This window comes from Peribacillus sp. 05N428, from assembly GCF_056397085.1.
In genome coordinates, this window is record NZ_JBFTMS010000002.1 from 277,507 (window position 1) to 290,221 (window position 12,715).

Below are 12,715 nucleotides of genomic sequence, written 5' to 3' on the forward strand. Positions count from 1 at the left end.
CATTAATGAATGAAGAAAGATTTCATCATTCTTGCTGCAATCAGAAAAGCCACTCACAATTTTACCACGTTTAAGAGAGAACAACTAGAGGGGCTTCATAAATCCCTGTTTTCTAATAGTGAAAGGTAAAGGACAGAGGATGGTATCTATCGGCCATAAATCTATCGCTTAACTTTTATGGATCCATAATGAGGGGAAAATATAAACGGTTGACCTGTTTTGAAAGCGTTCACTTTGATAGTAAGAAGACTTCTTTGTAATTGAAAGACATGTTTTTGCTATTCCCTTTCCATTCTGGCAACATGGAAGGACATGCAAATGATTTTTGCGGTTTTTTTGTTTCAGTACGACAATGAATCACCTGGATTTTTTCTTTTTTGTTCATAAGAGGAATTGAAGGGAAAATACGGGAAATCTACCTGTCTGTTTAATGATATTGAGGAAAAACCAAAAAAAGTTTATGATTTTAAAGTACAATGAATGATTCATTTTTATTTAAATAAATAATTTGTTATAGGTGGTCTAAAATGATTAAAAAGCTTCTTGGAAAAGGGAAAGCAAAAAAAGCGCCTAAAATTAAGCTGAAACAAGTTCTGACCATTGCGCAAGAAGAAAATATGCTATTGATTAAAGGAGAATTCTCAATAGAACATTATTGCGCAAAAGAACTATGGCTACATTCTAGGGAAAATGAAGATCAAAAAATAAAAATAGCTGAATCAGTGAGCTCGTCTAAATTTGATTTTAAAGTAGATATGAAAGATTTAATGAGGAAATTAGCAGATGATGAACCGACTGTTTATGACTGTTATATAAAGGTAGCCGTTCCGATTGAAAAGCTGAGCAAGAAAACAATACTTAATATCGAACATAAAGCTGAATATGTAGAAGAGAACGAACAGGTTCATATTGAATTTCCAATTCGTCTAGGGCGTTTTCAGGAGACGTACACGAACAATTTAAGTATTTTCACCTATGAAGATAAACAAAGTATATTCTCGATAACGAATAAAGGAAATATATCTCTTTGCATCAATAAAACCCCTAAAATTCAGATTAAGTCTCAAATTGAAAAAATCAAAAACAATTCGAAGACCATGCAGGTTAATGGTCAAATCTTCACCAAGCATTCCGTGATCATAAAAGGTGAGGGCCTAGTTAGAGGAAGACAAAGTGGCAAAGAATATCAGGCCAATCTATCTTTTATTCATAATAAGGAAATGAATATTAAGAAATTTGGACTGAATCGTTATATATATGATTTGAAATTGGATTTAGAACAATTAGTCAGTGTGGACTTGGAAGATGATGTCTATGATATTTACATGAAATTACATTTGCATGATCAGGAAGAGCCGAAAATGGTACGCGTCGGAAGACCAACCACGAGAACTAAATTATTTACAAAAAAGACCGATGTGAGCTCGAATAATGGAGTGGCCATCATCAATCCATATTATACCTTTAAAGCATCCAATTTATCTTTGGAAGTGTTTAACTTCTCTACGGAAAGTTATCGATATTTAAAAAAGATGATGGGATGGAGGCGTTTTCTGGCCCTATTTAAAAAGAAAAAGGATGTTTGGCTAATTGGTGAAAGAACTTATAAAGCCCAAGATACCGGATATCACTTTTTTAAATATATGAGGGAAAACCACCCTGAAAAAGAAGTGTATTATGTAATAGAAGAAAATTCCGTGGAAGCCAAGAACGTCGAGCCCTTTGGAAATATCCTTTATTTCAAGTCAAAGGATCATATTAAAAAGACAATGGAATCGACACGTATCATTTCATCACATCATCCGGATTATTTATATCCTTTAAGAACATCTGAATTTAAAAATCGTGTTAAGGGAGTTAAAGTATTTCTTCAACATGGTGTAATGGGCACTAAGAACATGGTTGCAAACTACGGCAAAAATGCATCCTCCGGTTTTAGTACGGATGTTTTTCTAGTTAGTTCAGACTTCGAAAATGATATGATCGTAACGGATTTTGGATACAACGAGAAGGAAGTATTCACGACCGGACTTTCTAGGTTCGACTCACTATTTAAGGATGATGTTTTAACAAAGCGGCAATTACTGATCATTCCGACATGGCGAGATTGGATTACATCCGATGAAATATTTTTGGAAAGCGAGTATTTCGAAAGGTATCAGAACTTGGTGAATCACCCGGTTTTACATGAGTTATCTAAAAATAATGGGTTTGAAATCATTTTTTGCCTTCACCCTAATATGCAGAAATTCACGTCTTATTTTAAAGATGCCCCTGTTCGGGTGATTAGTCAGGGTGAAGTGGATGTCCAAAGGTTAATTAAGGAAAGTGCGATTATGATCACGGACTATTCAAGTGTTGCTTTCGACTTTAGTTTCCTGCATAAACCGGTTATTTACTATCAATTTGATAGAGATCGTTTCATAGGGAAAAGACCGTCACATTTGGATTTGGATAACGATCTTCCGGGTGAAATCGTTGATGAATTGGATGGATTGTTAGGTGTATTAGCCGAATACGCCAATACTGATTTTGTCATGAAGAAAAAGTATATCGATAAGGCCAACCGTTTTATTAAATATCGGGATGTCCATTCTAATTCAAGGATATTCGAAGTGATTAAACATGCAGAAAAAGATCAGAATTCACTTATTAAATTATATAACCACCCGATATCAAAACTCATTATGAATCGATTTAGGAAAAGTGAACAATATTTCCCTGTCATGAAAAAAGTTTATAAAATCATGTCCAGGGTCATACCGGTTGACCGGAACCTTATTCTTTTTGAAAGTGGGATAGGGAAGCAATTCTCCGATAGCCCCAAATATATTTATGAAGAACTGGTCAAAAGGGATAATAAATATAAAAAAGTTTGGGTGTATAATGGTAATTTACCGATAAAAGGAAAGAATACGAAGCTGATCAAACGCCTAAGCCCGGAATATTATTATTATTTAGCCAAAGCAGGTTATTGGATAAATAATCAAAACTTCCCTACTTATTTAAGCAAAAGGAAGGAAACGACATATATTCAGACTTGGCATGGAACCCCTTTGAAAAAAATGCTGTTTGATATCGATAATATTCAAGGAAGAGACGAGGGGTACTTGAATCGGGTGCATGGTGCAACGAGAACTTGGGATTATTTAATATCACCAAGTCCATACGCATCCAAAGCCTTCAGAAGTGCTTTCAAATATGAAGGGGAAATATTGGAAACGGGATATCCGAGAAATGATTTGTTTTACAAGGAAGATGCTTCAATGGTTGCCGACTCAGTGATGGAAAAACTGAAGATACCAAAAGGAAAAAAAGTCATCTTATATGCTCCTACATTCCGGGATAATCAAACTTCGAAAAATAATAAATTCATTTTCGAGCTGAAATTTGATTTGGAAAGAATGAAGGAAGAACTAGGGGATGAATATATCCTGTTGTTAAGGATGCATGTTGTTATAAGTAATAATCTGAGCATTCCGAGCGAATTCGAGGATTTCGTGATAAATGTATCCAATTATTCAGATATCCAGGAACTTTACCTGATTTCTGATATATTGATTACGGATTATTCTTCCGTAATGTTCGATTTTGCTAATACTGCCCGGCCGATTTTGTACTACACGTATGACTTGGAAGATTACAGAGATAACATCCGCGGATTCTATATGGACTTTGAAAAGGAAGCACCAGGTCCATTTTTAAAAACGACTGAGGAGATTATCGATACTATTACCAATATTGATGAAATAAACATGCAATACAAAGAGAGATATGGTTTATTTAGAGAGAAGTATTGTGGAATAGAGGATGGTAAAGCTACACAGAGAATCGTGGATAAATTTTTTAATGATTGATTCCTTAAATAAAGGGTATTGTTGCTTTTAAGTAACTGGTAACTGGCTGCCTGATAGAAACATCTATGTTACCTCTACTTAAAAGGAGGGAATCGTATGAATTTCTTGGTACGTCAAAAGGCGAGGGAACTTTTAAAGAGCGGTAATATTTCAATAAAAAATAACCCTGTTGGCTTAAGGAATAAATTTTTAGGAAAAGAAAAAAAGGTCACTGTAGTCACGGCTGCTTATAATGCTGAAAAATTCATCAGAAAAACGATTGAATCAGTCATAAATCAGACAATGGGTATAGATCAGATTGAATATATCATTATTGACGATTGTTCGACTGATGCTACCAATAAAATCATTCAGGAGTATACAGCTAAATATAAAAATATCTGTTCAGTAACTCTTCAAGAAAATAATGGGTCACCTGGGACCCCCAGAAACATTGGAATAGAGTTGGGGACATCCAAATATATAACTTTTTTAGACGCGGATGACTGGCTTGCCCATGATGGACTGGAAAGCCTCTATAACATCCTGGAGGAAACCGGTGATGATTATGTAGTGGGCAAAACGGTAAAAGTCGAATCTGAGGCAGAGAGTGTCATCGGTGAGTTTGCTTCCATTAAAGAAAGAAGAAGCATCACCCCAATGGATGTTCCGCACTTTTTTTATCATATGGGTCCAACGGCCAGGATGATGAATCTGCCTATGATTAAAGAAAATGAAATTGGTTTTCCGAATATGAAATTCGGTGAAGATAAATGGTTTTTTAATGATGTTTTCTTTAAAGTCAGAGCAGTATCAACTACTAAAAAACCTATTTATTATGTCAATAGGACTTCAGAAAATCCCTCTTCTTTAACACGTGTTACGAATGTGTTGGAAAAAAGAAAAGCGGATATCGACATAATAAAGTATATTCAATCCAAGGACATTGCCATCGAATTGAAAAAGGTGGCCCTTAACCGGATTTATGAGTACGATATTGTAAAAACGTTCGACAGCCAAACTTTTGTGAAATCCAAGAATAAAGAAGATTTTATAGAAATATTAAGGGAAGCTGTCGAAACTGCGAAAAACCTGTCATATGACTTTAAGAATGAATTTAAGGTGCCTGTTTATAAATTGGCTCTTGAATTATTCATGGGCGATCGCATTGAGGATTTCGTAAAGTTATTTGAATGGTTAAAGCGAGATTCCAATAAAAAGTATCATATAAAAGATGGTTTACCATATTATGAACTTCCATTTCTGGAAGACGAATATCGCTTTGTCAGGATACCGATGCTTGCCCGTGCAATGGATTCCTTTATCATGGATAATGTCTATCACCAAAGTTTTGAGATTTATGGTGATGATATAGACAACATAGATTCTGTATTGATACGTGATCGAAAAAGAATGGACAATGAAATCAATTGCGAAGTTCAAATAGACGGTAATATAGGCAAGTTTACTGTTTCTTTAGAAGAAATTGATAAAATGGAAATGTCATTATTTACAGTGTTCATTCGCTACAATGATTATCAATTGATGAATATTAAAAGGGTCCTGAAAAATAAGATGACGTATAATAAGAAAAATGTGGAGTTTTATACAACAGTGGCAAATAATTTGGGACTGGCAATTAAGTCTTTGGAGTAGCTGTAGAAGTACGCCAAAAATAAGCTCTCCCTTTTATTGGGTGAGCTTATTTTTAGTTTGAAATTAGCATGGTTCAATGATCATTAATCAATAAAAAGGGAGATCGGATATGTCAAATGAAAAAGTACAAACCTCAAAGAGACCTTCCTTTCTATCGCTAGTTAAAAATAAGGCTAAAGCAATTATTTTAAGAGGATATAAAATGGCTTTTGCATTTGCTGGCACAGTGTTGCCAGTGGACCAGAAGCTTGTCATTTTTGAGAGCTTTTTGGGCAAGCAGTATAGCTGTAATCCCCGGGCGATTTATGAATACTTGCAGAGTAACCATCCTGAATATAAAATGTATTGGAGCGTAGATAAAAAGTATGCAGCTCTTTTCGAAGAGGCAGGCATTCCATATCTCGATCGTTTTTCATTCAGTTGGCTGCTCAAAATGACAAGGGCCCGTTATTGGGTGACGAACAGCAGGCTCCCGCTTTGGATTCCGAAGCCGAAGCACACGATCTATTTGCAAACGTGGCATGGTACTCCACTAAAGAAACTTGCAGCGGATATGAATGAAGTTCATATGCCTGGAACGACAACGGATAAATATAAAGAAAATTTCCATGCCGAATCAAGTAAATGGGATTATTTAATTTCACCGAATGCTTATTCAAGTGAAATCTTTGCCCGGGCCTTCAATGTCGATACCTCTAAAATTCTGGAAACAGGTTATCCTCGTAATGATATCCTTTACAACGGGAATAATCGTGATACAATCGACTCATTGAAACAGAAGTTGGGTATACCAATAGAGAAAAAGATCGTTTTATATGCCCCGACTTGGAGAGATGATGAGTTTTATAGCAAGGGAAAATATAAGTTCGAAATAAAACTGGATCTGGATCGAATGAAACGGGAATTGGGGGAGGAGTATGTCATTTTGCTCCGTCTTCATTATTTGGTTTCTGAGAACTTGGATTTATCGGCGTATCAAGGATTCGCCTATGATTTATCCAGTTACGAAGATATTAGTCATTTGTATCTTATTTCGGATTTATTAATAACCGATTATTCATCCGTATTCTTTGATTACGCAAATTTACAGCGTCCGATGCTTTTCTATGTATATGATATTGAAAATTACAGGGATAAGCTTCGCGGATTTTACTTTGATTTCGAAAAGAATGCACCAGGTTTGTTAGTCAAAACATCTGATGCGGTCATTGATAGTATCAAGACGATGAAATATGAAAATACCAATGATATCAATCATTTTCACGAGCGGTTTTGTGCACTCGAGGATGGCCAGGCTTCACGCCGTGTCGTAGAAAAAGTGTTTTTAGGAAGGTCTGTGTAATTTATGAGTTCAGCTTTGACCGTTTTAAAAGAACAAATCAAACATTTTTATTTGGTAAGGCGTTTATCTGTTTATGAGGTGAAAAGTGCCAACAGCAGTAACTACCTGGGAGTCCTATGGGAAATCATCAATCCGATGATACAGATTGCGATTTATTGGTTTGTATTTGGATTTATCATCTTAAATCGCGGGGATGATTTCCTTCCATGGCTGATGGCAGGGATCGTTGTCTGGTTCTTTGTGAACCCGGCCATAACCCAAACGTCCAAATCCGTCTATTCCCGAATGAATATGGTATCCAAGATGAGCTTTCCGATGAGTGTGATTCCATCGTATGTCATCTTTGCTAAGTTGTATCAGCATCTCATGCTGCTGGGAGTCATCATCATCCTATTAGGGTTTACAGGTTACCTCCCTACACTCTACATCTTGCAACTGCCGTATTATGTTGCAGCGACGGTCTTGCTGTTATTTTCATTGGGTTTAATCACTTCAACATTATCAACCATCATTCGTGACGTTCATAATATCATCGTGTCCTTAATGAAAGTCATGTTTTATTTAACACCAATCCTTTGGGTAATGGATGCTAAGGAACACCCTACCATAGTCAACATCATGAAGCTGAATCCACTATATTATATTGTGGAAGGGTATCGAGCTTCGTTGTTGGGGGAATCATGGTATCTGATAGCGCATTGGGAGTATACGATTTATTTCTGGGCAGTCGTTATCATCTTGTTTATGATAGGTTCCTCGCTGCATGTCAGGTTCAGAGATCGCTTTGTTGACTTTAAGTAAACTGGAAGTGAGAAAATTTGGAAAAATCGGTAATAGTCAAAGATATAACGAAAAAATATAAATTATATAATAAAAACTCGGAAAAATTATTGGATCTCCTTTTGCCTAAAAGCTATGGGGAAGAGTACTTCGCTCTGAGGAATGTTAGTTTTGAAGCAGAAAAGGGCGATGTAATAGGATTTGTCGGGGTCAACGGATCAGGTAAATCCACATTGTCCAATATTATTGCAGGCATTGTCCCGCCTACGGACGGAAATGTCCAAACTAATGGGAAAACGGCTTTGATTGCCGTTTCATCGGGCCTGAATAATCAGTTGACGGGCAGGGAAAACATCGAACTGAAAATGCTGATGCTCGGATTCGATAAAAATCGGATCAAAGAACTTGAGCCTGAGATCATTGAGTTTTCGGAACTTGGTAAGTTCATTGACCAACCGGTGAAATCCTACTCAAGCGGCATGAAGTCCAGGCTTGGTTTTTCCATTTCCGTGCATATCGATCCAGATATCCTGATTATTGATGAAGCCTTATCAGTCGGGGATAAAAACTTTGCTGAGAAGTGTTTAGAGAAAATGAACGAATTTAAGGCAAAGGGCAAAACGATGTTCTTTGTCAGCCATTCAATCGGTCAGATGAAGAAATTTTGCCAAAAGGCATTATGGCTTGAATATGGAGAGTTAAAGGCATACGGTGCCATGAAGGAAGTAATGCCGCAATATGAGGCATTCTTAAAAGAATATAACGCCATGTCTAAACAAGAACAGAAAAAATACCGTGAAGAGCAAATGAAAAGACGTAGTTCCGCACTGGTATGAACGTGAAAAGCAGACCCGGGCTTCGGGTCTGCTTTTTTTTAGTTAAGCACTTCAACATAAGCTTTCTCAAACCGCTCGGCCGCTGAAAGGTGGGAGTATTCACTTTCCATTTTACACCTTGCTTTCGAAGCTAACTTTGCTGCATATTCAGGGTCTTTAAGCAGAAGGGAGATGGCTTGTGCAAGTTCTTCTTTATTTTTTTCCTCTACTAAAAGGCCATCTTCGCCATCAATGAGAATCTCCTTTAAACCTCCGATTGCGCTTGCAATGACGGGTGAGCGGCAACTCATCGCTTCTAAAGCGGAAATGGAAGTCGCTTCTTCCACCCCGTGGGAATGAACGCTAGGGATGAGTACGATGTCCGATGCTTCATAGAGGTTATGCATTTTCTCGAACGGCACAGAACCCAGGAAAAGTACGGAAGCGGATATATTGAGACTGGCTGCGGTTTCCTCAAGCCGGCTTCGCTGTTCCCCTGTACCTGCATAGACCAAAACCGTTTCAGGATGGTTTTCCAGCACCTCCGGCAAAGCAAGGAGCGGGTAGATGACACCGTTCTTTTCCGTCATTCTTCTCGGAACGAAAAGCATCTTTTTATGTAGCGGTATTTGAAAGTCCCGGCGAGTTTGCTCCCGCTTTGCCATCTCCGGTTTAAAAGCAGACACGTCAATGAAGTTCTTGATCGTATCCGCCTCTATATGTGCCAAATGATTTATATAGTCTTTGATCCTTTGATCGACCGTCACAACTTTTGCAGCGGACTGATAAGCTTTTCTTTCTAGCTCGCGAATGATCAAATCTTCTTCACTGTCCGGAAGAAGGGCGCCCCTGCTGACTGCCTCGAATGAATAATATCCATGGACGGTTTGCACCGTTGGTATCCCGGATTCGATGGAGGCGAGCGTTGCGAAAATGTCTTGGGCATTAATGACATCATAGTTCTTTTTCAAGCCATTAATAGATGAAGCCAATAATTTTTGGCGTTGCCGATCATTGAAAAGCTGGCCGCTCCCCTGTTTTACTTTATTTAATAAAAATCCTGGAGCCTGGGCGAGCATCTTCCTCTTGAAAGCTGGTAATTGAGAGAAAGATAATATGTCCACATTATGGCCCCGTGTCATTAAACCCTTTTTTAACGTAGTGATATGGCTCGATAGCCCTCCTTCATGAGGGTAGTTGAAAATGGTTGTGATTAAAATGTTCATATTGGCACTCCTTCTTCTAATGTATTACTTTGATGATCTGATCCTTTTCATCCCTTGCAGGCTGCTTACTTTAAAAAGAATGGATAGTGCGAGATATAATCCGAATACCAGCAGCGTGATGATCACCAATTCCATGATGATGGGCAACGATAGGGTAAGCGGATGGATCCAGAGAGCGATTCCGTAAATGATGGCTCCGATGATGGTAAGCTTGCCGCTTTCCTGAAAAACATCCCTGAAAGCAGCCTTGTCCGTTCTTCCTGTCTTCAGCCACAGGTAGCCGAAAAGGTAGAGGGATTGCAGGAGCATGGAAATCCCCGATGCTAAAGCAATTCCACCGACGCCGAGATAACGTGATAGAACCCAGCTGAGCAGCACGTTAAGCAAAACGGCAATCAGGCAGGAATACATGGCCACTTTCGTTTTCTTCAAGGCGTAAAAGGCGTTCATCAAATAATCCCTCAGTGCAAAAAACGGGAGGCAAGCTGAATAAAAGAAGAATGCCCTATAAGTCATGTCAGTTGCTGAAGCATCGAAAGCCCCGCGTTGGAAAGCCAGAGTGATTAAGCTGTTTCCGCTGATTAACATGACGACCATGAACGGAATCGCTAAAAATAACAACGATTTCAACCCTTTTAAGGTCAAATTAAGGAAAGATTGATAGCCTATAAGCGCGCGCTCGACGATTGAAGGGTACAATACGGTAATCAGCGGCGTGAGGACAATGCTCAATGGCAGCCACAGCAGCCGATTCGCATAGTTCAGGGCCGATACGCTTCCAGTTTCGAGCGAAGTCGCAATAATTCGATCGACGACACTATTCAACTGGATCGCCAAAGCTGCGATAATGATTGGATAAAAGGTGAACAGTGTTTGTGCAATCTGCCTTTTATGAGGCAGGAAAGAGACGATGGGCCGGATTCCGTATTTCTTCAATGATGGGTATTGAATAAGGAACTGGCTTGCTGCACCGAACACAAACCCCCAAGCCAGTCCTTCAATCCCAAAGGGAGCAGCGAACAATACGGTGGCTGCTATAATGACCGTGTTTTGTGCAGTTGAAGTGAGTGCCGGCAGAATAAAGCGCTTATTCGCATTCAGGACCCCCGTCGCCATGTATGAAAGCGTGAAAAATAGTAAACTGGGCAGCATGATCCGGGTCAGTGACTCCGTCAGGGCAAGCTCTGAATCGGAGAAACCCGGGGCTGTCATCATGACGAGCGGCTTTATGAAAATCATGCAGGCGATGGTCAGGACTCCGGCAACAAGCATGAAGAAAGAACCTAAAACACTGATGAATTCATCAGCTTTCTTTGGGTTATCCGCTTTCTTTTCCAAGTAAATTGGAATAACGCCGGCCTGAAGACCGCTGCCGAGAGCCGTAAATAGAATGGTTGGTATGAGACTTGCCACGAAAAAAACATCCGCCATGGATGATGCCCCGAAATAGGCGGCTATGATCGATTCCCGCCCGAACCCGAGGACTTTTCCAATGGCTGCAATAATGGTGACGAGCCCGACCGATTTAATGACATTTGAAAGAGTAGGCATATTTTCAATCCTTTAAAATGATGTCCTTCTGTAAACAGAATCCCAAACAACTATAAAATATCAGCGTAAATGTTTTATCTTCGAGAATATTGTAGAAAAGTCCTGCTAATAGTGCGGCCAACATCAGGCAGATGGTGAACGCCGCAAATGTGCCTTTTCCCGATTTCAGGATTTTCCGGCAGGTGAAAAATATGAATGCAAGAACCGCAAGGAAGCCGAGCGCACCAGTTTGGACCAGGATCTGGATATATTGATTATCGGTATACATCCTTTCACCAATTTGGTATTCCTGATAGATTGGTGAGGAAAAGGAAAGTGTGGCAGAATCCCCGAAGGTGGCTAGACCGGTGCCGATTATCGGGTGATCTTTGAAAATGTCAATTCCCTTGATTAGGACATATAACCGGCCCCATTCCGTACTTTGGTGCAGGGTCTTATCAGAGAACATTTCTGAAAAGCGATTGGAGAGGGCATGTTCGTGTTCGGAAGAGGGGGTGCTGCCGATTACCACATTTTCCATGGGAATCGATGCGGATACCTCCACTTTACTTGAAGCAAATAAAACTGGGTAATAAATAAGAAGCAGGCCGAGACAAAATGCTCCTACAGCATATTTGAGAAATGGTTTATTTCTAGTCCAAATTATAAAGACAAGCGCAGCGAACCCGAATGCAATCATCGTGCCCCGCGAATAGGTAAGCAGTAACGTTCCGGAAATCAGGATGGCAGCCAGAAAGACGATCCATTTATATTTTTTCAGCGACTGAAATAGAAAGAAACCAAGGAATAACTGGATGCTTAAGAATAAGGCAAATACATTAGGATTGGCTGGTGCTCCATAAATCCTCATGCGGTTTGTTGGAGAAAGATTCCACAATTCCCATGCGCGGGGAAGCAGGATCGTACGTGAAAAGATTTTCTCCACTATGCCATGCAGGCAAAGTAAGATAGTAAATATTAGGATTACCTTCAAAAAGCGAAAGATATCCTTTCTTTCTAGATTTAATTCACCGATAATGTAAAGAAGCAAGAATGTAATAAGCAATGCACGGAGTTCAAACAAGATGGGGAGGATCCCCACCCCGTTTATGAGGGCAGCACCGGCACCGATTAAACAAAACAACCAAAATGGCGCAGTGAAATGATATTTCGAAAATGGCCATTCGTTCTTTTTGAATTTTTCAATAAGCAAAGAAATGAATAAGGTGAGGATGATCAGGTCACCTGTATAAGTTAAGCCGCTATTCAGTTCCATCAATATGGGACGGGCAGGGAAATAAATGAATAGAATTAATAACAGGTTTTTTTTATTTATACCGATAAAAACGAGCATCAACGCCGTTGCTATGTAACCGGCGATAGGGTGAGGCACTGCCGATGGGATGAGCAGGCACAGAAATAGAATGGGTAACGATTGTTTTTCTATAAACTTCAATTGATTAACCACCTTTGAATCAAAAATCATGTTCTATGATGTGTATGAAAAAATTTCTTGAATAATACCCCACC

7 protein-coding genes and 1 pseudogene are annotated in these 12,715 nt (G+C 39.1%); 5 read left to right on the forward strand and 3 right to left on the reverse strand.

Going from position 1 to position 12,715, the window contains the following annotated elements; all coding sequences use genetic code 11:
* Positions 1-527: 527 nt before the first annotated feature.
* The 5 genes and pseudogenes from AC1DIV_RS03005 (at position 528) to tagH (ending at position 8,450) form a co-directional block, all read left to right on the forward strand.
* Entirely contained in the window at positions 528-3,857 is a 3,330-nt protein-coding gene (locus tag AC1DIV_RS03005; protein WP_340878115.1) for a CDP-glycerol glycerophosphotransferase family protein, read from the forward strand.
* 96 nt (positions 3,858-3,953) lie between these two features.
* Positions 3,954-5,492, forward strand: a complete 1,539-nt coding sequence (locus AC1DIV_RS03010; RefSeq protein ID WP_340878114.1) for a glycosyltransferase family 2 protein — start codon at positions 3,954-3,956, stop codon at positions 5,490-5,492.
* Between the two features lie 136 nt (positions 5,493-5,628).
* A pseudogene (locus tag AC1DIV_RS03015) lies at positions 5,629-6,834 on the forward strand (CDP-glycerol glycerophosphotransferase family protein); the annotation flags it as partial.
* 3 nt (positions 6,835-6,837) lie between these two features.
* Positions 6,838-7,635 carry an ABC transporter permease gene (locus tag AC1DIV_RS03020; RefSeq protein WP_323596338.1) on the forward strand — a complete coding sequence of 266 codons (798 nt, stop codon included), beginning with the start codon at positions 6,838-6,840 and terminating at the stop codon, positions 7,633-7,635.
* 17 nt (positions 7,636-7,652) lie between these two features.
* Entirely contained in the window at positions 7,653-8,450 is a 798-nt protein-coding gene (gene tagH / locus AC1DIV_RS03025) for a teichoic acids export ABC transporter ATP-binding subunit TagH (protein ID WP_034315705.1), read from the forward strand.
* Positions 8,451-8,488: 38 nt separating this feature from the next.
* On the opposite strand, the gene AC1DIV_RS03030 is transcribed toward tagH, so the two are convergent.
* Genes AC1DIV_RS03030 through AC1DIV_RS03040 form a run of 3 tightly spaced genes read right to left on the reverse strand, consistent with a single transcriptional unit; the run spans position 8,489 to position 12,641 of the window.
* Positions 8,489-9,655, reverse strand: a complete 1,167-nt coding sequence (locus tag AC1DIV_RS03030; protein ID WP_340878113.1) for a glycosyltransferase family 4 protein — start codon at positions 9,653-9,655, stop codon at positions 8,489-8,491.
* Positions 9,656-9,679: 24 nt separating this feature from the next.
* Complete coding sequence (murJ, locus tag AC1DIV_RS03035; protein ID WP_340878112.1) at positions 9,680-11,206, reverse strand: murein biosynthesis integral membrane protein MurJ; 1,527 nt, start codon at positions 11,204-11,206, stop codon at positions 9,680-9,682.
* A gap of 4 nt (positions 11,207-11,210) precedes the next feature.
* Positions 11,211-12,641: an O-antigen ligase family protein gene (locus AC1DIV_RS03040; RefSeq protein ID WP_340878111.1), complete on the reverse strand. Its 1,431-nt coding sequence runs from the start codon at positions 12,639-12,641 to the stop codon at positions 11,211-11,213.
* Positions 12,642-12,715: the final 74 nt, after the last annotated feature.